Below are 22,421 nucleotides of genomic sequence, written 5' to 3' on the forward strand. Positions count from 1 at the left end.
TTTTGACTTCATGGCCGTTTAACTCGACACCGCGTATACGACATTCACTATATTTCATATGAGTAAAAAGCTAGTATTGATTCTACTTAAATCGGCTTATCAAAATATGGCTTCTTATCAATACCCCACGTAAAGATCTGTGCCCGTGTATGACGATTCGGATCGTACAAAGGGTCACCCTCAATTTCCGTGTAGGTCCGTGCATGATAGACAATAACGTCGCGTCCCTGCTCATCTATCGTAAAGCTATTATGTCCTGGTCCATATTGGCCAGCCGCATCGTTCGTCGCGAAGACTGGCCGCAATGACTTTTCCCAAACATCCGGATTCAGTGGATCATCGTCTTCTGAAGCACTCAACATACCCATGCAATAATTCTCATCCGTTGCACTAGCAGAATACGTAATGAAGATTTGTCCGTGACGCTTCAGGACTGCAGGTCCTTCATTCACCAGAAAGCCTTTTGTCTCCCAATCAAGCTCTGGCTTCGTCAACATGACTTGCGGTTTTTGAATGGTCCATGGATTCTTTAAAGAAGCGATATATAGGTTCGAGTTCCCTTCGATGGAAGGATCTTTTTGTGCCCACACTAAGTAATGAACATCTTGATGTTCAAAAACGGTCGCATCAAGAGCAAACGAATCCCACTGTGTTTCAATTTGTCCTCGTTCTATCCATTCGCCTTCTAGCGGGTTGTCCGAATCATTCTCTAACACAAACATGCGATGATCAAAGAGTCCGTTTACAATTTCACGTGACTTCGCAGCTGCAAAATAAAGATACCATTTTCCACGAATATGATGTAATTCGGGTGCCCAAATCAGATCACTCATCGGACCAGCATCAGGTTTGACCCAAGCTGTCACCGCTTCTACATCTTTTAGTTCATGAAGAGATGTAGCACGACGCAATTCGATTCGATCGTATTCGGGAACGGATGCTGTAAAATAATAATAACCATCAGAATGAAGATACACCCATGGATCTGCCCGTTGCTCTAAAACAAGATTCCGATCCTCTGTCTGGTTCATCGTGTGACCTCCTCGTTGACCATCCTGTTTTTAAAAAAAGGCATATCTCCCTGCCAAGAAAATGGTCGTATATACGTATGACGATTCGGATCCCATAATGGATCACCTTCGATTTCTTTATAGTTCCGCGCATGATAGACAATTACACCGGTCCCATCTGCGAGTGTCGTGAAACTGTTATGACCTGGTCCGTATTCACGGATTGACTCATTTGTCGTAAGAACGGGTTGCGGGTATTTTTTCCAATGAGTGGCATCTAACATATCTTCTTTTTCATCGATACGAAGAAGACCTACACAATAGTTATGATTTGTTGCACTTGCCGAGAACGTCACATATATATGTCCATTCCGCTTCATAACAGCAGGTCCTTCGTTCACCAGAAAGCCGACTTTTTCCCATGTATATTCAGGTGTCGCAATCATGGTCTGGGGCCCTGTCAATGTCCAAGGATTCTCCATTTCAGAAATATAGAGATTGGAATTCCCTTCAATTTCAGGATCTTTCTGAGCCCAAATGTAATATAACCGGTTCTCATGCTCGAAAGTTGTTGCATCGAGGGCGAACGATTCTTTCCAAGTCTTGATTTGTCCTTTTTCCACCCATTCGCCTTCCAACGGATTGGCTGAACCATTCTCGAGAACGTACATGCGATGATCAAAAATAGCATCTTCACGTGCCGCCGCGAAATAGAGGTACCATTTTCCTTGAATATAATGCAATTCTGGCGCCCAAATGTTGGCACTCATGATTCCAGTCGAGCGCTTCTGCCATACGACTTTCTCTTCTGCTCCAGTCAATTCCCCGAGCGTCTGAGCGCGACGTAGCGGAATCCCGCTAAAATCAGGTAAGGACGCCGTAAAATAATAATAGCCATCTGTATGACGCATGATCCATGGATCCGCGCGTTGTTCTACGATTGGATTTACGATTGTCTCTGTCATAATGAACGCTCCTCTGTTTCAAAGTGGGTCGTTTGTAAGCTCAACTGTTTTAACAGGGTGTGTCTTTCGCGAAGCCGATACGCTTCTCTCTTGCTACTCGCTAGGAGAAGGGGTGAAATACCGATTTCCTCTGGTCGAATCGGGGCTTGTAACGAATTAAAAACGGACTCCATCTTCTGACGTGTCGGGAGCTGATTCGCCCACTCCTCTAGCTCCCTCGGTACAGTAGACTGCTCTTGAATCATCGTTTTATAGGTATCGATGAGTTCCATCGTCGCAATTGCAACTTTGGTGCCATGCAAGACCGCCGGACGTTCGTGTGTCAAGAAGTCCATCTCCCAATAATGAGAGAGGTGGTGTTCTCCACCAGATGCAGGATGTGAATGTCCAAAAATCAACATCGCAATTCCTGATAAAATCAATGAATCCATCAGCTGATCTAAACCTTCCGCTTTTTCTGCATAGATATCTGGTAGAGCTTTTACACAATCGAATAAAGCTTGTTCTGTCAATCGAGCAACTACAGGACAAAATGGTTCTTTTCCATCAAAGGCACCAAAACGCCAATCTAGTAAGGAGGTGTACTTCCCAAGCATGTCGCCGACACCTGCCGCCACTAACGCCCGAGGTGCATCACGGATAATGTCGCTTGGGATGAATACTGCAATTGGTGAGACGAGCTGATAGGTGATTTTCTTCCCTCTTATGATTAAGGGCGCTCCTTTTGAAGTAAATCCGTCCACTGAAGGAGCGGTCGGAACAGATAAAAATGGGATTTTTGCTTTCGCAGCACAAAACCGCGTCACATCATGAATGGTACCTGCTCCAAGTGCAATCAATGCATCCACACTATCGTCCAGCTCGAGCATTACTTGTACAACTGCTAGTTCATCAGCTGCGACGTCCCCTTGTTTGTTCGGTGAGAGCGTGACTAAGGTTACATCAATTCCTACCGTCAACAATGCTTTCTGCAACGGGGAATAACCGACCGTCTGCGTAGTGACATCAGCGATGACGAGAAGATGCCGCCACTCTTTCTTCTGCACAAACTTGACTAGAGATTGCCACACCTTTTCCGAGGCATTGATTTGCTCAATCGAAATCGGATGGTGTGGATTTCCACAAGAACATGTGGCAACCTGCTTTTGTATCTGTTCGAGGTTCATCGACTGACTCCTTTCCCGACATGATATTCCGTTTCCCAGTGATACGTCTGCCCTGCCGATAATTGGATAGAAGGAAAATTACTGTGATGAACGGCGTCAGGAAGATGTTGCGGCTCCAGACAAACACCATAATATTTTCGAGAGCGTCCCTTACGTAACATCGTTTCTTCATTCATCTGGTTTCCTGAATAGAGCACGAGAGCAGGTGCAGTCGTAGACAACATCAAGGAGCGCTTACTTTCAGGATCGTACAGCGTCGCTTTTCGTTGGTCATCGAATAAAAAAGGATGATCATAACCATTGACGAGTTGATTTTGTGGATGGCTTGAAGCTGGACCATCTCCCAGCATTCGTCCTGATCGGAAGTCGAAAGGGGTCTGATCGACATCCAGTAAGCGACCTGTAGGGATCAAATCATTTCGAAGCTCAGCAAATTGATTAGCCGGTAACGTCAATTCATGCTGTAAGATGTCTCGGTTTCCGCTACTTAGATTGAAATACGTATGATTTGTCATATCAACCACCGTATCCGTGTCACTGATTGCCTCATACATAATCTTGACACCGTCTTTTAACAACACAAACGAAGCTCTGACATCGAGTACTCCTTTATAGCCATTTTCACCATCAGGACTTACATACCGAAGAATGAGATGCGTATTAGATACGTCTTCCACTTTCCAGAATCGACAGTGGAGACCGTCTCCTCCGTGAAGATGATGCTTCCCTTCGTTTTGAGGCAGATGGTACGTTACACCGTCCATATCGAATGTTCCGTCCTCGATTCGACCGGCGACACGGCCGACGGTCGCTCCCAAGTAATATGTGTCTGTCATGTATTCCTCAACCGTATCGTAAGACAAGATGATGTTTTTCCATCCCTCATCTTGAATCGAAAACTCTTGCAGAGTTGCTCCATATGTCAATATACGTAAACGACACATATCGTTCTCGAGCGTAAATGCCGTCTGATCTATTACTTCTTGTCGTTCCATCTCAAGTCGCTCCTTTTTTACCAAACCTTCACCGGACAATGCTTTGTTGCAAGGCGTGCCCGATAAGAGACATAGCATCCGCATTTCAAACAGGTATCGTCCTGGTAAAACGGACAGACTGCACATTGACGAAGACGTGCCTGATATTCAGCGTCTGTGACTTGTGCCATGACTTCCGCGTCGATGGTCAATAACCAATCAGTGTCTACTTCTGTTGGAGGACAAGTACGACACCGTCTTGTCTCGACAACTTTCATCTCAGCGAACCGCCAGTGTGATGACGCTCATCGCTGGAACATCCATGATGAGCTTCCCGTCTTCCGTCACCTGGACCTCATGCTCACGTGGCGCAACCACGTCTGGTTGTTCAAACGTATTATGGGCATTGAGATGATCTGCTGTTAAAATGCGCGCTGATACGTCCGAAATCGTCCCCATTCCCCGCAGATCAATTTCGACCTTATCGCTATTTTGATGATCGAGCTGGCAGAGGCTAATATGCAGTACACCATCAGCATCGCGAGAAGCTGTCGCGTTTACAGAAGGAATCGATTCTTCTTTGGCTACATAGTCACGCGTGATGGCTGCTAGCTCGACACGTTCAGCATCTTGATGGACACGATACATCTCAAAGACATGGTATGTCGGCGTGAGAATGAACTGATCCCCCTCCGTTAAAATCATCGCTTGAAGCACATTGACCATTTGCGCGATATTCGCCATGTGAACACGGTCATTATGCTTATGGAAGATATTGAAGTGAATTGCTGCGACGAGCGCATCTCGAATAGAGTTTTGTTGATACAAGAAGCCCGGATTCGTTCCTGGTTCAACGTCGAACCACGTTCCCCATTCATCGATGATGAGACCGACCCGCTTCTCTGGATCATATTGATCCATGATTTGTCCATGCTTTGTGATCAGTTCATCCATATAATAGGCACGTTTCAAGGTGAGGAACCATTCATCTTCCGTAAAGTCTAGCGCTGAACCCTTCCCTAACCAAAAATCGCCTGGAATCGTGTAATAGTGAAGGCTGAGGCCATCCATCATCGTACCCGCTTCACGCATAAGAACTTCAGTCCATTTATAATCATCAATGTTTGCACCACCAGCAATCTTATAAAGTTGATTGCCATCATAGTTACGCACATAGGTCTGATAGCGTCGATATAGATCGGCATAATATTCCGGACGCATATTTCCACCGCAACCCCAGTTCTCGTTACCAACACCGAAATACGTAAGCGCCCACGGCTCTATACGGCCATTCTCCTGACGCCAGTTCGCCATCGGTGACTCACCATTGAACGTCATGTACTCCACCCATTCAGACATCTCTTGGACGGTTCCACTTCCCACGTTTCCACAAATATAAGGCTCACACTCTAGTAGTTCACAAAGACGCATAAATTCATGGGTTCCGAAATGATTGTTTTCAACGACGCCACCCCAATGTGTATTGACCATCCGTTTTCGGTTTTCATTCGGTCCGATACCATCTTTCCAGTGGTATTCGTCTGCAAAGCATCCACCCGGCCAGCGTAAGACCGGAATGTTCAATTTCTTCAATGCTGTTAGTACATCGTTCCGAATGCCATCTGTATTCGGTATTGTCGACTCTGGACCGACCCAAAGACCTTCATAAATACAACGTCCGAGGTGTTCCGCAAAGTGTCCATAGATATGTTTACTGATTTTACCTTTTGGTAAATCCACGTTGACGATCAGTTGTGTTGCCGCTTCTTTTGTATTTAACGTTGATGTGACGAGTTGGTTATTCATAGTATCTCCTCCAAGAAAAGGGACCTAGCAAGGTCCCAATAAATTATGGTCGATAGTACAGTTCATTCCAACGTAACTCATTATTAAATCGAACCGTCTCCGTTTCTTTATCGATAACAGCAATTTCAATGTTCAGAAGTTCTGCGAAGTCGCGCAATTGTTCAGTTGTTACTTCGTACGAGTAACAAGTATGGTGCGCTCCCCCGGCTTGGATCCAGTTTTCGACAGCTTGAGCCATCGATGGTTCTGTTTTCCATAGAACACGTGCCACCGGAAGATTCGGCATTGCTTCATCAGGTTGGATGCCCTCAACTATGTTTACCAAGAGACGGAAGCGATGTCCTAAATCAATCAGACTAGCGTTCAATGCCTTGCCATTCTGTCCTTCGAATACCATACGCGCTGGCGCTTCACGATCTCCAATTCCGAGAGGATGAACTTCGATTCTAGGCTTATCGACCGCAATCGTCGGACAAATCTCGAGCATATGCGCTCCGAGTACCATCTCGTTGCCTGGTTCAAAATGATAAGTATAGTCTTCCATGAAAGATGTCCGTTCGTTGCTCGCCATGATTTTCATAAGTCGAACAAGTGCTGCGGTTTTCCAGTCTCCTTCTCCAGCAAACCCATACCCTTGCTCCATCAATCGTTGGACGGCTAGTCCAGGTAGTTGATTAATGCCATGTAGGTCTTCGAAGGTTGTCGTGAAGGCCGTGTATCCACCTGCTTCAAGAAAAGCTTTCATGCCGAGTTCGATGCGCCCTTGATAGCGGACCGATTCCTGGAATGCTTCTTCTTCCATTCCAGTATTCGTCATTTCATACCGCGTGCGATATTCTTCCATCAAGTCATCTAAATCCGACTCCGATACCGCATTCATATAGGTGACGAGATCACCGACACCATACCCATCGACCGTCCAACCCAGTTGAATCTGGGCTTCGACTTTATCACCTTCCGTCACCGCTACATTCCGCATGTTGTCACCAAAACGCGCGACCTTTAAGTTCTTACTTTCCGCTAACGCATGTGCCACATTCATCCAAGATGACATCTTTTGGCGTGTGAGTTCATCTTCCCAATGTCCGACGAGTACTTTTCGCTTCACGTTCATCCGACTTGTGATAAAACCATGTTCACGATCACCGTGCGCCGACTGATTGAGGTTCATGAAATCCATATCGATCGCATCCCACGGGATGTCACGATTGAACTGTGTTCCAAAATGAAGCAAAGGTTTTTGTAACACACGCATCCCACTGATCCACATTTTCGATGGTGAGAAGGTATGCATCCATGTGATCACACCGGCACAGGCATCATCAGCATTCGCCCGCAACATCATCTGCCGAATTTCTTCTGCATTTTTGACGACTCCCTTGTAAACAATTCGATCTCGGAAGACATCCGCTGCATCTAATCCTGAGACGATCTCTTTCGAATGTGTTTCGACTTGACGAAGTACCTCCTCACCGTAGAGCATCTGGCTTCCTGTCACAAACCAAAATTCGTGTGTGTTTGCTGTCAACATATAAAATCCCCCTCATCTAGCTATGTGCACCTATCATTTCTGACCGTAGTAGGCGTTCTCTCCATGTTTGCGCAAGTAGTGTTTATCTAAGATGCTTTGTTTGATGGGTGCTAATCCTGGATTCAGATTCAAGGCATGAATACCCATCTTGGCTACTTCCTCAAGTACGACTGCATTGTGTACGGCTTCATCCGCATCCTTTCCCCAACAAAAAGGTGCATGATTTGCGACCAGTACACCTGGTACGGCAACAGGTTCCAAGTGTAGTTCGTTCAACGTCTCAATGATGACATTTCCGGTTTCCAGCTCGTACGCCGTCTCAATCTCTTCATCAGATAATTCACGTGTACACGGAATTTCTCCGTAAAAGTAGTCGGCATGTGTCGTCCCGAGTGCAGGAATTGCTCGTTTCGCTTGCGCCCAGCTCGTCGCCCAAGGGGAATGCGTATGGACAATGCCTCCTATCTCAGGCAGAGCACGATACAAAGCCAAATGTGTTGGCGTATCAGAAGATGGACGTAGATCACCCTCGACGACGTTGCCTTCTAAATCGACTACGACCAAATCCTCTATCGTCAAAGCATCATATGGGACACCGCTCGGTTTGATGACGACCAAACCTGCATTTCGATCAATCCCACTGACATTCCCCCACGTGAAGGTGACCAAGTCATGTTTCGGCAATGCTAGGTTCGCTTCAAGCACTTCTTCTTTTAATTGACGACTCACCATACAGGTTCCCCCTTCTGACGCGACGATTCCGCCTTAATTTTCTTTAATCGCTTCATCACATCATTTTCTCCGCGACCGAAATAATCGTATAGTTTCGTATACTCAGAAAACAGCGCCTCATACACTTCAACGTTTTCTGGAATCGGAAGATATGTCTTTTCTTTTACGCGTCCCATCTTCGTCGCTGCTTCCGTGATGGTGGCATAACCGCCTCGTTCTGCTCCTGCGGCTACAGCACCGAACATGGCAGATCCTAAAGCTGGAGTTTGAGAAGAGGCTGAAATCTTGATTTCCATGTTTAGGACGTCGGCATAAATCTGCATCATCAAGGCATTTTTCTCCGCAATTCCTCCTGCAGCGTATACTTCGTGGACGGGAACACCACTTGTTCGGAACGCTTCTACAATCGTTCTCGTGCCATAAGCAGTCGCTTCGATCAATGCGCGGTAGATATCTTCTGGTTTCGTCAGTAATGTTGCACCTAGAAGTACGCCCGTCAGATTCGTATCTACCAGTGTAGAACGATTTCCGTTCCACCAATCAAGAGCGATCAATCCATGTTCACCGACGCGTTGCATCGTTGCCTTATCAGTCAATAATTGGTGCGTACTAACACCTTGAATGTTTGCTTCTTGCAAATAGTCACTTGGTACACAGTTTTCGATGAACCATTCGAAATGATCTCCGACACAGGACTGACCAGCTTCATATCCCATTAACCCCGGTAAGACCCCATCTTCGACGATACCGCACATACCGGGTACGACCTGTTCCTCTTCACCAAGCAGGATATGACAAGTAGATGTTCCCATCACCATCAACAACTTACCGGGTTCCGTGATCCCAACCGCAGGTACTGCAACATGGGCATCTACATTCCCTACGGCAACGGCAGTTCCCGGAAGGAGACCGATTCGTTCTGCAAAGGATATTGTTAATTCTCCTGCTTTGGCCCCGATGGGTGCGATGTCGTTGGAAAGCTTCTCTTCGACTACGTTCTCAAGTCGTGGATCTAACGCTTTGAAAAACTCTCTAGAAGGATAGCCTTCCTGTTTGTGCCAGATCGCTTTATAACCAGCCGTGCAACTATTGCGTACCACTTTTCCAGTTAACTGAGAAACGACCCAATCCGTCGCTTCTAAAATTTCGTGAGCAGCCTCGTAAATGGAGGGTGCTTCGTTTAGAATTTGCCAGACCTTCGGAATCATCCATTCGGATGAGATTTTTCCGCCGTAGCGTTTTAAGAAAGGTTCTTCTCGTTCACTCGCAATACGGTTCAAAGCGTCTGCCTCATCTTGAGCTGCATGATGCTTCCACAACTTCACATAGCTATGCGGATTATCTTGATACTCTTCACGGAAGCACAACGGATTTAAATCGACATCGATCGGTAGAATCGTACAAGCTGTAAAGTCGATACCAAGCCCAATGACTTGTTCCTTCGTAATACCTGCCTCTTTGACAACTGCGGGGATCGTCAATTCTAGGACCTCTAAATAATCACGCGGATGTTGGAGTGCCCAGTCATGTTCAAGCCGTGTTTTTCCATCAGGCAAAAATTGATCCATTACTCCATGTGTATATGCTTTGACTGCAGTCGCCACTTCATGACCTGTTTCGACATCAATCAAGACGGCTCTACCTGATTGCGTGCCATAATCAATTCCGATTGTATATTTCGACATTTCATCACCCTACTCCCAAAAAGAATGCGCTTACATTTCAGAAGAAAAAATAAAGTGTGTGGGCACTCCCTCATTTTCATCCGGACAAATAATCAAAATTTGTGCAGAAAACTTAAACAAACAATAAATTTGTACGTATAACTTACACTATGATTGTATCAATTATTTAGGAATAAGCAATCATTTTTCAGAAAAATACGCAATTATTTACGTTTTTTTCTATTTATTAAACTTTTAATCTTCTTCAATATAGTTATTTGTCCGTACAAATAATTGATTTAACGTTTTTTTGTCCAAATTGCTGTTCCGTCCTCACTAAGACCTGTCATGATAATCGTGGATTTCCAATTTTCCCAATCCCACGCTGCACCGACCTGTAACTCATACCTTTCTTGCCTAATGCGTAGACTAAGGATGTTCCCCTTTAATTGCCACGAACCTTCCTCATCAAAAAGGGTGCCGTCTTTTTGCAACTTCAGCTTTCTTGATTGTTGCTGACCATCATCAAATCGCGGAAAAATAATGGTTTCCCATTCTCCAACGATCTGGTCTTTTTGAACACTGATATTCTTTTCAGCTGCGTATCGTTCAGGCGAAACCACTGGCCACCCATCTTTTGTCCAATACACTTTTCGGACCTGCAATTGCGACCAATAGATATCTTCGCTTGGTCGAGCTTGATGGATAATAAAAGTATCTTTTCCATCCTGTAAAAATGCAGAATGACCGGTCCCCACGTAACCGTCGTCTCCTCCAAAACGGTAGGAGCCAACAATTTTTAAGCCAGTATCAAATGATTCATCTGAAGTATCCCGTAAATCACGCCCACGAGAATCAACATAGGGTCCATCGATCGATTTTGATCGCCCGATTCTTACGTTATACGAATCTTCTAACCAACCATATGAAACCATCAAGTAGTAATAACCTGTTTTTGCGTTGTATAGAATTTCTGGACCTTCTATTCCCATCGTCATATCTTTTCGCTTAGCAAGTAACTTACCTTCTGATGACTTCTTCATCAATTTGCCCGTATTCGGATTGATTTCCGTCAAGAAGATACCACCAAAATAGGATCCATACGTCATCCACCATTTTCCTATTTTGTCTTGGAGCACGTGAGGGTCAATCGCATTGACCGTTTTTCCATCCCCTTCTTTAGACGCGATGACGACTCCTTGATCGCGCCATGGTCCTTCAACATTTGAAGCGCTCGCCATACCAATGTATGAAGTACGACTCCCAACTTTTGAGACAGAATAGTAGAGGTAGAATGTATCTTTGATTTTCGTAATGGAGGGCGCCCAAAATGTATTCCCTCCCGTCCAGTTGAACGCTTCTTGAGAGACTTCGTCAAATACTCGTCCTGTAAATTCCCAATTAATAAGATCTTTTGATTTCCGAACCTGAATGCCCGGTGTCGGAGGACCACCTACCATGTAATCCGTCGAGAACACATAATAGGTATCACCTTCCTTTATGATCGCTCCGTCATGCGTAAAGTTTGTCGTCCACTTCTTTTCTTGATTCAAAATATTTGGTCTGACATCTGCCATTTTCTTATCAAAAGGCGCTTTCGGTAAATTCAAATCCTTGAGAGACGCTCTCGTGGACCACCAAAAGAAAGAGCAGCCTGCGATGAATAAAACGATGATTCCTATTAATATTTTTTTCATACGAATTTTTCCTCCTTTAATTAAAAACACCCGCCTTTACTCAAGACGGGCGTTTCCATTTTCGTTATACCTCACCCTTTAACACCAGAAATAGCAATCGATTCGATGATTTGCTTTTGAAAAATCATGAAGACGATCAACATCGGTAATAATGCGACAACAGATGCCGCCATGATTAACGGATAATCACTTTGGATGGCGTAGGATGCATTAAAATTGGCGATGACCAATTGTAGGGTTTGTTTCTCGGGAGAGTTGAGATAAAGAATCGGACCAAGATAATCGTTCCAGATAGCCATGAACCATAGAATCAATTGTGCGGCCACAGCAGGCTTGATCAACGGGAAGACGATTTTATAAAAGATTTGAAAATAAGAACACCCGTCAATTTTTGCTGCTTCGATGATAGAATTCGGAATACTGTTCAAGAACTGACGTAAGAAGAAAATCATGAAAATATTTCCAAACAAACCAGGTACGATTAACGGAAGAAGTGTGTCGACCCATCCGATTTCTGAGAACATCATAAACTGTGGAATCATCAGGACAGGATACGGAATCATGACAGACGCGAACAAGAGAAGGAAGATTTTATTTTTCCCTCTAAAATTCAACTTAGCGAACGCGAATGCCGCGAGACTCGAGGTGAATGTTCCAACGATCGTGACAGATAGGGCGACGATCAGACTGTTTGATATACCAGATAAAAGCGGACCCATATTCCAAATCTCCAAATACTTATTGAACGATATGTCGCTAGGAATCCAGACAGGTGGAAGTGAAAACACTTCATCTTTCGATTTCAGAGAGGTTGACACCATCCACAATAAGGGTGCGATCATGACGATGGCACCCATCGTCAGAAAGATAAAGACGAAGATATCAGTAATCCGATCTTTTTTCTTCACGGACATCGTCTCTACATTTTCTTTTTTGCGGGTAAGGGCTAACTGCATGGTTATTCTCCTTTCTAAGATATTAGTTTCTTAATCCAAATCGAATGATGATTTTTCGTTCATACGGAATTGGAACAAGGTAACGATGAAAATGAAAAGACCGAGAACGAGTGCCATTGCTGAAGCATAGCCTAGTTGGAAGTTTCCAAAGGATTTTTGCCAAATGTAGAAGACGGCAGAAGCAGATGAATACTCCGGTCCCCCTGTCGGTGTCATAACGTTGATTTCCGTAAAGATTTGCGCACCACCAATAATATTCGTCACGATGATGAAGAAAGTGACAGGTTTAACCATCGGGAGTGTAATATACCAAAAACAGTGCCAAGCATTCGCACCATCTAACTTCGCTGCTTCATAATAGGAACGCGGTACGCTCTGCAAGGCTGCCAAATACAAGAGCATCGTATAGCCAAGACCTTTCCAAATTGCCATGACGATCAACGCCGGTTTAACGGTATTAGCATTTTGGAGCCAGTTTGGACCATCGATACCGATTAAGTCTAAGAACTGATTCACCAAACCATAATCACCGTTATATGCCCACTGCCACAAAATCGAGACAGCGGCGATGGAAGAAATGACGGGAATGTAATAGATAACCCGGAACGTATTTGTACCAAAAATCCCTCGATTCAAAGCGAGGGCAAGTAATAACGCTAATACGATACCAATGGGAATCCCAATCATCATGAACAGCGTGTTGTACATGGCTTTATAGAAATACTCGTCTTGGAACACGTTAATGAAATTTTCAAGACCAATAAACTTCATTTGTCCAAGTCCGTTCCAGTTCGTGAATGCACCATAGAAGGAATACATTAACGGAATTAAAGCAAACAGAAAGAACCCAATTATCGGAGCCGCAACGAATAGGTAAGCATACCGTTGCTCCGTACGATATAACTTGGAAATTGGTTTTGTCTTCATTGTCTTCCATCCTTTCTACACTAGAGATTCAGGTGGCGACTTACGCCACCCGACTCATTACCTCTAGTTAGTTCGCCTGTTTCTCTTGAGCGATGGCATCATCTAGCAACTTTTGCATTTTTGGTTGCTCTTTTTTCACATAGTCTTCCACTGATGTTTTTCCATCGAGGACAGGCTGGATGTTTTTGAAGAACTCGTCATACCATTCAGCAGTGTATGTTTTTTCTGCTGGCATACCGCGTCCGTAATCATTGATCAAATCAAGGAACTCCTGTTTATTAGCAGGTTTAATGGATGTGTCTTCTACCCAATTTTTAGCGATTTTCATGCTGTTCGGTAACTGTACTTGTGCATCTACCAAAGCCTGTTGTCCTTCTTGATTGGCAGATAAGTACATGGCTAGTTCTGTCGCTTCTTTTTTATGTTGCGTCGTTGACCCTACACCGATTCCGAGTGATCCAACCCAACCAGCTGCTTTCCCTGTTGATCCTGCTGGCCATGGAAGAAGGTCATATTCGAACTTTAATTGATCTTTGAAAGCTGCCATATCCCAAGGACCGACAGGGAAGAACGCCAGTTGCCCTTTCATCCACCGTTGATACGTATCGAGTGTTTGTGACTCTCCAATAGATGGAGTTACTTTATGTTTTAACTGCTGGTCCACAAAAAATTGGAGGGCTTCGATGAATTTTGGATCGTCAATCGTTACCTTCGTTCCCTCTTCATTGATCCAGTCTGCCCCATTACTCCAGACGAATGGTTGCAATGCCCAGTTCACGTTAAATCCAGTGCCATACTGATCCATTTTCCCATCACCGTTCGTATCCTTCGTTAACTTCTTAGCTACCTGAATAAACTCATCCCACGTGTATGGTTTGTCTTTATCCGGAAGTGATACCTTTGCTTTTTCGAACATCGTCTTATTATAGCCGAGCGCAAATGGTCCTAAATCTTTTGGAAGACCGTAAATAGCGCCTTTACCAAGCACCTTTCCATCATACCGGTATTTATCAACACCTTTTTTCCAGATATCCTCTAACTGGATGTCCTTCGATCCTTCGACGTTCTTTGTGATATCTAGTAGTACACCCGAGTTCACATAAGCTTTGACTTGAGCCGGATTGTAGAAAAAGACATCGGGTACTTTACGTCCTGCGATAGCAGATTTTAATTTTGTATCATATTGGTCCGGAGCTGTTTGTACCATTGTCACTTTCACGTCTTTATTGGCTTCTTCAAATCGTTTCACTGTTGCTTTGTACGCTTTTAGCTCTTCAGGATTCCCGCGAAACATGAATGTGAGTTCGATTTTTCCATCCGCACTTTTACCATCTTCTGAACAACCAGCTAATGCTATTGATGTCGTCATCAAGGCAGTCATTGCTAGCGCAAACATCTTCTTTGTTTTAAGGTTCATTGTGAATTCCTCCAGTGCTTTAATTTTCAGTGTCAAAGCAGAATTAAGATGTACGTACATATTTATTTAAGCAAATACGATATTTTTTATAGCGAAGCCCACACAACGCTATAACAAAAGACAATTAAAACAAGTTAAATGAACAATGAAAGCGTTTTCTACACAATTTGAGTCTATTACACACATTCGGACATGTCAATTTGATTTTTTGTCATTTATTTCTTTTTTGTACGTACATTTAAATGATTTATCGATTGATTTTCTCTTAAATCCATAGCAAACCGGACAAATATTTGCTAATATGTAAGTACTATCATATCTTGTACGGATAAGTTTGCTGATACAAGAGAGAAAGCAGGGACGCCTTATGGCACAACGGACAAAATATAGCATCGTGAAGAATCATATACTTGATTGGATTAAGGATGGCACAGTACGTCCTGGTGAAAAAATTCCTCCTGAAAGTGAACTTGTACAATCTTTCCAAGTTAGTCGGCACACGATTCGCCAAGCAGTTGGAGAGCTTGTGAATGAAGGCTATTTGTACCGCGAACAAGGTTCAGGAACTTACTGCTCCCACGTACTTCCTAAACCAGAAGCTGAGGTAATCGAGCGCTCTAATAACGGCAAGAATATCGGTGTGATTACAACCTATATGTCTGATTACATCTTTCCATCCATCATTCGAGGAATCGAATCTCATTTAGCTTCGAAAGGATATACTCTGACACTTTCGTGTACAGACAATGATGTAGAGAAAGAACGTCAATGCCTCGAAATGATGTTAGATCGTCAAGTTGATGGATTAATTGTTGAACCAACCAAAAGTAGTAACCATAATCCGAACATCAAATATTATCTAGAACTTGAGCAACAAAACATCCCCTACTTGATGATTAACCAGTATTACTCCCAATTGATGCCTCCTCATCTCATGATGGATGACGAAAGAGGTGGATTTTTAGCAGCAGAACATTTAATCAATCTTGGTCATGAACGTATCATGGGCTTATTTAAAACGGATGATTTACAGGGAGTTTATCGAATGCGCGGATTCCTCCGTGCGTTTCGTGAGTACAATATTCCTTTAGAGTCAGAATTGATCATCACTTATACCACGGAAGAGTTAGTTCCAAGTTTCTATGATTCGATTGGACGCCTCTTCGAGAGTGAGGATCATCGTCCAAGTGCTGCGGTTTGCTACAATGATCAACTAGCCTTAAGTGTCTTGGATCAGTTAAGGAAGCTACGTCTATCTGTCCCGCAAGATATCTCTCTTGTAGGTTATGATGATTCCGTCCTTGCAGTAGCAACAGAAGTGAAGTTGACTTCGATCATCCATCCAAAACAAGAACTTGGACGTGCTGCAGCAGAACGGATCATCGCAGCAGTGGAGAAAAAAGAAGCCCCTTCCTCTCACATTTATGAACCGGAACTAATTATTCGTAACTCAACAGCACCATTTAATCGTCTCGAATCTAAATCTGGTTAATTTTTGAGGAGAACGTCGGGGGAGGTACTTATGAACTTAAAGCATGAACAAAACAAGCTATTTCAACTTCTTGAATTTACTACCGGACTCGTACAATTGAACTTCATTTTCTTCATCACCCTTTTACCAGTCATCACGATCTTTCCATCTCTGTATGCACTAACTGCCGTCACGAGACAATGGTCAGTGCATAAAGATTACAGTGTTTTTCGATCCTACATTCATTTTTTTAAAGAAGCGTTGCAGTATCATTTAAAGTTCGGCATTTTGTGGACCTTCATCTTACTGTTCTTACTGATTGATTTTTTAATCATTCGTCACCTCGAAACGGGACAGACTCTTTTATTTACAGGTCTCTCAATTGTCAGCCTGTCCTTTTTAGCTATTTCCGTTTTCTTATTTCCGATTCTCTCGCATTATGAGCTGAATAAAAAGGATGCGCTTAAGTTAGCCCTTTTTAGTTTAGTACGTTATGGGTATGTTTTATTGCTTTCGTTTCTTTTACTCACGACATTGAGTGTATTGGCATATCAATCACCTCTCTATTTATTGTTCGGCTTCTCGTTCGTTATATTTCTTACAACTAAACTGTATTTACATCAGCTGGATCGCACAATGCTTAAATCATAATTATCGTTGTGAATGATATCTCATCAAATATGAGTATGCCAAAAATCGATGGCCATTCTTTTAGATAAGTAAACAATTAAAAAATAAAGTGATTGATATTCATGGGAGATACTAATTGGTCACAAGCATCTATTCCTTGGGTATCTGAAAATCACGAAAAAACAGCACTGAAACTATTAAAGTTTCAGTGCTGTTTTTTCGTATGTGTATTTATATACAGTAAATAAGATCGTATTACCATTTTTTTGATTATTCTTATATGTATTCGCACGATAGACATCAATGTTGCGTTCATACTTATGCACCATAAAGGATTTATTCCCTATTTCAGATCTATACTCCAAGTCGTCATGCCCCTTACCATATCTAACACATCTTTCTCAATTTTAAAAAGCGGTGTGTTACACATAATTATACAGTCAGTAAATCATATATATCTATTGCATTCTTAATTCCGTTCACAATAATTCATACAATAAGTGAATTGAAGTTTAATTTATATCGGATAAAACATCCATTTTTTCGCAAAAATCTATAATCAACTTATTACATCACTAACTAAACTGTAAAAAGTATTTGACATTTATCAGTGAAGATACTAATATCAAAGTGTAAAAAGTATTTGACATTTTTTTCGGGGGGAACCATTTGAATAATATTATAAAATCCAAAAGAAAAGAATTGGGCATTTCTCAAAATGAACTTGCACAATCCTGTAATGTTAGTCGGCAAACCATAAATGCAATTGAAAATAATAAGTATGATCCTACACTACAATTAGCTTTTAAAATTTCTGAGGTGCTAGAAACACGCATTGATATCTTATTTCTTTTTGGACAGGAGAATAGTCATGAATAAAAAAAATAAAACTATCGTATTTTTAATTTCTTTTATCGTATTAACAGGTGGAGTAATTACAAGCATGGTAATCGAGAATTATATAAACTTCTTCTCCATTGTACAGCTTGCCTTGTTGTTGATTATGTTTTTCTCATATTTTACTTGGTCGCAATCAGGGAAAGATGAAAAGCTTATTCCAAACGATGAATTAGGAAAAAAGGTGACATTGGAAAGTTCGTCAATTAGCTATAAAATTTTAACAATTTTAATTTTTCTATTTATTTGTTTTGATAAATTCAAGGACGGAGAACCAAATATTGATCTTATAATAATTTTCGCTTTAGCTTTAGTTATTCTGCCAATCATCGAATTCTTTAAAGCAAAATCATACAATTAATGTTTTCACAATAACTTCCATGCTTATTTTAAAACAACAAATTATTTACAGATAAAAGGAATTTTCTATTTAATTTCTTTTGATATTTGTTTATTATTTACTTTGTTGGAAATTTTAAAATAAAAGTGGGGGTTTTTTCTATGTCTTTCTACAAAAAATTAATGAGCTCTATTCTTTCGGGAGTTCTAATCTTCTCTGCAGTTGGAAGTGTATCTGCAGCTGATTCAGATCAAGTTGCTCTTGAAGAAGCAGGTCTTGAAAATGATACATATATTTCAGAGGAGCAAGCAAAAGACCTTGAAGAAGTATTCGCTGCTGTAGAGACTCTTCCAGAGGATGTCATCAACGAAGGAGACGAAGCAGTAGTAGATTATTTACAAGATAACGTCTCTGATGGGGTTGTCGTTAAAGAAGAAGGTGATGTTGTAGCATTTGGAGTCGTCGGTTGTGCTTCTGCTATCGGCTTAGCAATCGCTACAAATGTATTCCCTATTGCAAAAATCACAAAATTAAAATCCATCATCAAAACTGCAGGTGGAGCTACAACGTTTACTAAAACGTTGATTAAATCATATAATTCAGCTCGTAAGTTTAAAGCTACTAAATCAGCTGCAATCAAAATTGCTGTAAAAGCTGCTGCTAAAAAATCTGGACCTGATACTGTCGCTGCAGTAATCGAGATTTTTAAAGTCGGATCTGTTTATAGCGCATGTTTTGAATAAATAAAAAAATCACTTATGAGCTTGTGTTATGAGCTTATAAGTGATTTTTTAAATATTATTAAGGATGATACTAGACAATGAAAAAAATCATAGTTACCTTACTTGCTTTACTTTTAGTTATTGGATTCTTTTTTTGGTTAGAAGATAATAAAAAAAGTAAAAATAAAATCATAGAAAAAAATCAATGGGGCATCAATGCACTTAAAGTTAACGAAACTAAAAATAAATTCAAACTTGAAGGTAAAGGAATTTCAATTGCCATACTTGATACTGGAATAGATTATGACCACCGAGATTTAGATATTAAAAAAAGTATAAATTTCACTAAAGAATCGAGTTCTAAAGATAATAACGGACATGGTACCCAACTAGGTGGAATTATTAATTCTCAAAAAAATAATGTAGGAATTACAGGCATAGCCCCACAAGCTGATATATATTCAATCAAGGTTTTGAATGATAACAAAAGTGGAGATTTCGAACATGTGATTACAGGATTAAAATGGTCGATTGATCATAAAATCGATATCGTATTAATGAGTTTGGGAAGTCTGAAACCCAATAGTGAACTTGAAAAATGGATTAAAAAAGCCGATCAGAATGGTACTCTTTTAATTTCTGCAATCGGCAATTTAGGTTATCAAGGAAAGGGAAATTATATTGCTTATCCAGCAAAATATAAAGAAGTATTAAGTGTTGGCGCAGTCAAAAAAGACAACAGAAGATGGTCTCAATCAAGTATAGGAAGCAAAATTGATTTAATGGCTCCAGGAAAGGATATTCTCACAACCTCATTAAATAATAAATATGCATATATTGATGGAACTTCTATTGCAGCTTCTTTCGTAGCAGGAAGCGCTGCATTATTAAAAGAATATGACTCTAAACTTTCTAATCATGAAATTAAAAACATTTTAATTCAAACTGCAGTTCCACTAGGAGATAAAATAGAATATGGAAATGGATTGATTGATATTGAAGCTGCAATTGAATATGTTAAAAATCATAAATAACATTTTATGATTTCATCTCAAAAATTTCATTAGTAAAAGCTCTTCATTTGCTATAAATGAAGAGCTTTTACTTTAGTCATCCTAAGCATTATTTATTTAGTAATAACAACTATAAATGGTAACAATTCTTCAACTCAGCTAAAGAGATGTTGAGAGCTGTAAAACCTTTATTAAGGGATAATCACGACAGAAATCGTCCGGTCTTTATCGTCATCTTCATCCGAAGTATTATAATACTTCTCCAAAAGTGTACTTAGTTCTCCTTGGAAATCTTTGAAAGATTCATCCGATAAATTTAGCTTCACTAGTGAGAAAGTAGATTGATCTTGCTGGTCTTCGGTCTTACTTTTCTCATAGTAATTTTTATAATTTTGTAAGATGTACATGAAGTAAAACGAGACAAAATCAATTTTCTCACTATAAGTAGCTGAGTTCCAATCTTCTTCATTGATTTTATATCCTTCAGTATTCAAGGCATAAAACTTCTCTTCTACTTTGCCTACTTTTTGAAATCCCACTACCTTAAGCAAGTTGTCGTCCATCATAAAATTCACTTGTCGATATAAAGTAGACTGTGGAACATCTTTTAATAGTTCATTTAATTGTCTTATCGATAAACCTTGTTCAATGTCAATCAATTCTAAAGCAATTTTAAATCTCACCTGATTTTTGAATAAATTAAAATCCATGTTGTTTAGCATCCTTTGCTAATAATTTACCGTAAATTTTCTCTTCAATTTTCTCAACTTCATCTAAAGTATAAATATCTACTAAACTCAATACTATACCTTCATTCTCTTCAATCCAATTTTTTATCTTTACCAACTGGATAGAGTCAACACCTAAATCAAACAATGAATCTTTTTCGCTAATCTTATTTAATGACAGTACGTCAATCAACATCGTTCTAAAGTCACTCGGAAGTCCTGTTAAATGATCCGAATCACTTGTATCTGTCATAAATCCATGTCGTTCAGCTGCTAAGTCTAATAATTTTTTTGAATCGATTTTTCCATTACTCGTCAGAGGAAATTCAGAAATGTTGAATATAACGTTAGGCAGTTCATACAGTGCTAGACTTGCACTTAAATGATTTTTAATTTCTGTATTGTCTAACGGAACATCCTTTTCATATACTAATACGATTTTATCCTTACTATCCTCTTGTTTCATCAAAAGAACTTTTGTTTTAAAGTCGAACACTTTCTGAAATTGATTCTCGATGTGGTTCAGGCTAACTCTATAACCATTTACTTTTGCCCTCGAATCTTGTCTCCCGATGAATTTGATATGATGTGGCGAAACAAACTGACCAATGTCACCTGTAAGGTATAAGTATCCTAACGTTTCATGGAATATAAAGGTCTCTTTCGTTTTTTTATGATCATTCATATATCCTAAAGCTACACCATTTCCTCCGATTGCAATCTGACCTTCTGAACCAAACTCTTGAAGCGTATACTCATCAGTAAGGATCCACACGGTCTGGTTCTTCATGGGATAACCATAAGGAATGAATGAATAGTCATTTATATTCGCTTGATTGATTTCATATAAGATTGACCAAATCGAACATTCTGTAGCGCCGCCTAAACTATACACCTTGGCAGCACTAAAATTTTGAAGTACGCGAGTGGCAACTTCTTTTGATACGAAGTCGCCACTCATTAAGCATACCTTCAAATTATTCTTCGCCACTTGCGAAAGTACAACTTCCTTTAAAAAATATTCCATGACGCTTGGGACGGAATTCCACACGGTAATTTTGTTATGCTCCATCACCGACTGGACCTCATCGAAATCACGCTGATCCTTTACTAGGTAAAGGGTTCCTCCTGAAAGCGCTGCGCCGAAAATATCAAAGATGGATAAATCAAAGCAGAACGATGCTAGACATAGAAATCCATCCTGAGTATCTAGTTCCAACCTGTTCCTCATGTCAAACAATGTGTTCATGACTTGATAATGGCTCTCCACTACTCCTTTGGGAACACCTGTACTGCCGCTAGTAAACATTACATATGCGATATCATCACGTGCTTCTAGCTTCTCTTGGAAGGGAACGGTCACTTCATTTGCATGGAGTTCTTTCATCGAATGACCATCTAACAAATACCGCACATTTGCATGTTCCAAGACATGTTCAGTTTTAGCGGATGGACTATCCGGATCAATCGGAATAAAATAATTTCCGGAAATTAATATGGCATACATCTGAATGATGGTCTCGATTTCTCGATGAGCTATCAAGGCGACTGGTTGACTCGTTCCTGATATTTTTTGAGCTAGCGAGGACGCTCGAGAATACAATTCATTATAGGTGATTTGTTCTGCTGAATCTTTAATGGCTATATATTCCCCGAATTTTTTTGAGGCATTCGCTAAAACTTCATGGATTTTGGTCGGAAAATAGTTAGTCATCGTATTATTGTACTCAGCTAAATAGTCTTTTTCTATTATCATATCCTAATCCCCTTTTGCT

General features: G+C 41.0%; 21 protein-coding genes. 6 read left to right on the forward strand and 15 right to left on the reverse strand.

Annotation, left to right across the window (positions count from 1 at the left end; all coding sequences use genetic code 11):
- Positions 1–86: 86 nt before the first annotated feature.
- From ACV3PA_RS16795 to ACV3PA_RS16855, 13 genes are all read right to left on the reverse strand, one after another.
- Positions 87–1,031: a glycoside hydrolase family 43 protein gene (locus tag ACV3PA_RS16795; protein WP_456126124.1), complete on the reverse strand. Its 945-nt coding sequence runs from the start codon at positions 1,029–1,031 to the stop codon at positions 87–89.
- Positions 1,028–1,975 (reverse strand): glycoside hydrolase family 43 protein, encoded by a 948-nt coding sequence (locus ACV3PA_RS16800; protein ID WP_456126125.1) that lies wholly within the window; start codon positions 1,973–1,975, stop codon positions 1,028–1,030. The genes ACV3PA_RS16795 and ACV3PA_RS16800 overlap by 4 nt, the downstream gene beginning before the upstream one ends.
- Positions 1,972–3,141: a sn-glycerol-1-phosphate dehydrogenase gene (locus tag ACV3PA_RS16805; protein ID WP_456126126.1), complete on the reverse strand. Its 1,170-nt coding sequence runs from the start codon at positions 3,139–3,141 to the stop codon at positions 1,972–1,974. Before ACV3PA_RS16805 ends, ACV3PA_RS16800 begins: the two co-directional genes overlap by 4 nt.
- Complete coding sequence (locus ACV3PA_RS16810; protein WP_456126127.1) at positions 3,138–4,136, reverse strand: aldose epimerase family protein; 999 nt, start codon at positions 4,134–4,136, stop codon at positions 3,138–3,140. Before ACV3PA_RS16810 ends, ACV3PA_RS16805 begins: the two co-directional genes overlap by 4 nt.
- Positions 4,137–4,153: 17 nt before the next feature.
- Positions 4,154–4,393: a DUF6171 family protein gene (locus ACV3PA_RS16815; RefSeq protein ID WP_456126128.1), complete on the reverse strand. Its 240-nt coding sequence runs from the start codon at positions 4,391–4,393 to the stop codon at positions 4,154–4,156.
- Position 4,394: 1 nt separating this feature from the next.
- Positions 4,395–5,921 carry an alpha-N-arabinofuranosidase gene (locus tag ACV3PA_RS16820; protein WP_456126129.1) on the reverse strand — a complete coding sequence of 509 codons (1,527 nt, stop codon included), beginning with the start codon at positions 5,919–5,921 and terminating at the stop codon, positions 4,395–4,397.
- 43 nt (positions 5,922–5,964) lie between these two features.
- The gene (araA, locus tag ACV3PA_RS16825) at positions 5,965–7,452 is read right to left on the reverse strand and encodes an L-arabinose isomerase (protein WP_456126130.1); all 1,488 of its coding nucleotides are present in this window, start codon (positions 7,450–7,452) and stop codon (positions 5,965–5,967) included.
- A gap of 33 nt (positions 7,453–7,485) precedes the next feature.
- On the reverse strand, positions 7,486–8,184 hold the full coding sequence (gene araD / locus ACV3PA_RS16830; RefSeq protein WP_456126131.1) for an L-ribulose-5-phosphate 4-epimerase: 699 nt from the start codon (positions 8,182–8,184) through the stop codon (positions 7,486–7,488).
- Positions 8,178–9,869, reverse strand: a complete 1,692-nt coding sequence (gene araB / locus ACV3PA_RS16835; RefSeq protein ID WP_456126132.1) for a ribulokinase — start codon at positions 9,867–9,869, stop codon at positions 8,178–8,180. The genes araD and araB overlap by 7 nt, the downstream gene beginning before the upstream one ends.
- A gap of 278 nt (positions 9,870–10,147) precedes the next feature.
- Positions 10,148–11,545: an arabinan endo-1,5-alpha-L-arabinosidase gene (locus tag ACV3PA_RS16840; protein WP_456126133.1), complete on the reverse strand. Its 1,398-nt coding sequence runs from the start codon at positions 11,543–11,545 to the stop codon at positions 10,148–10,150.
- 71 nt (positions 11,546–11,616) lie between these two features.
- Positions 11,617–12,459 (reverse strand): carbohydrate ABC transporter permease, encoded by an 843-nt coding sequence (locus tag ACV3PA_RS16845; RefSeq protein WP_214859112.1) that lies wholly within the window; start codon positions 12,457–12,459, stop codon positions 11,617–11,619.
- 72 nt (positions 12,460–12,531) lie between these two features.
- Positions 12,532–13,428 carry a carbohydrate ABC transporter permease gene (locus ACV3PA_RS16850; protein WP_053451839.1) on the reverse strand — a complete coding sequence of 299 codons (897 nt, stop codon included), beginning with the start codon at positions 13,426–13,428 and terminating at the stop codon, positions 12,532–12,534.
- 67 nt (positions 13,429–13,495) lie between these two features.
- A complete protein-coding gene (locus tag ACV3PA_RS16855; protein ID WP_456126134.1) occupies positions 13,496–14,845 on the reverse strand; it encodes an ABC transporter substrate-binding protein in 1,350 nt (449 codons plus the stop codon).
- A 367-nt stretch (positions 14,846–15,212) separates the two neighbouring features.
- On the opposite strand from ACV3PA_RS16855, the gene ACV3PA_RS16860 reads away from it, so the two are divergent.
- The 6 genes from ACV3PA_RS16860 (at position 15,213) to ACV3PA_RS16885 (ending at position 19,939) form a co-directional block, all read left to right on the forward strand.
- Positions 15,213–16,337, forward strand: a complete 1,125-nt coding sequence (locus ACV3PA_RS16860; RefSeq protein WP_456126135.1) for a GntR family transcriptional regulator — start codon at positions 15,213–15,215, stop codon at positions 16,335–16,337.
- A gap of 30 nt (positions 16,338–16,367) precedes the next feature.
- A complete protein-coding gene (locus tag ACV3PA_RS16865; protein WP_053451836.1) occupies positions 16,368–16,967 on the forward strand; it encodes a DUF624 domain-containing protein in 600 nt (199 codons plus the stop codon).
- 648 nt (positions 16,968–17,615) lie between these two features.
- Positions 17,616–17,825 carry a helix-turn-helix transcriptional regulator gene (locus tag ACV3PA_RS16870; protein ID WP_053451835.1) on the forward strand — a complete coding sequence of 70 codons (210 nt, stop codon included), beginning with the start codon at positions 17,616–17,618 and terminating at the stop codon, positions 17,823–17,825.
- Positions 17,818–18,204 carry a hypothetical protein gene (locus tag ACV3PA_RS16875; RefSeq protein ID WP_053451834.1) on the forward strand — a complete coding sequence of 129 codons (387 nt, stop codon included), beginning with the start codon at positions 17,818–17,820 and terminating at the stop codon, positions 18,202–18,204. The genes ACV3PA_RS16870 and ACV3PA_RS16875 overlap by 8 nt, the downstream gene beginning before the upstream one ends.
- 140 nt (positions 18,205–18,344) lie before the next feature.
- Entirely contained in the window at positions 18,345–18,926 is a 582-nt protein-coding gene (locus tag ACV3PA_RS16880; RefSeq protein WP_456125991.1) for a hypothetical protein, read from the forward strand.
- A 77-nt stretch (positions 18,927–19,003) separates the two neighbouring features.
- Positions 19,004–19,939 (forward strand): S8 family peptidase, encoded by a 936-nt coding sequence (locus ACV3PA_RS16885; RefSeq protein ID WP_053451832.1) that lies wholly within the window; start codon positions 19,004–19,006, stop codon positions 19,937–19,939.
- A 170-nt stretch (positions 19,940–20,109) separates the two neighbouring features.
- Here the strand turns inward: ACV3PA_RS16885 and ACV3PA_RS16890 are convergent, their stop codons facing one another.
- Both ACV3PA_RS16890 and ACV3PA_RS16895 read right to left on the reverse strand, forming a co-directional pair.
- Positions 20,110–20,628, reverse strand: coding sequence for a helix-turn-helix domain-containing protein (locus tag ACV3PA_RS16890; protein ID WP_053451831.1), 519 nt, complete (start codon positions 20,626–20,628; stop codon positions 20,110–20,112).
- Positions 20,618–22,402, reverse strand: coding sequence for a non-ribosomal peptide synthetase (locus ACV3PA_RS16895; RefSeq protein WP_456125992.1), 1,785 nt, complete (start codon positions 22,400–22,402; stop codon positions 20,618–20,620). The genes ACV3PA_RS16890 and ACV3PA_RS16895 overlap by 11 nt, the downstream gene beginning before the upstream one ends.
- Between the last annotated feature and the right edge of the window lie 19 nt (positions 22,403–22,421).

The organism is Exiguobacterium sp. EA-TM-5, assembly GCF_053878415.1.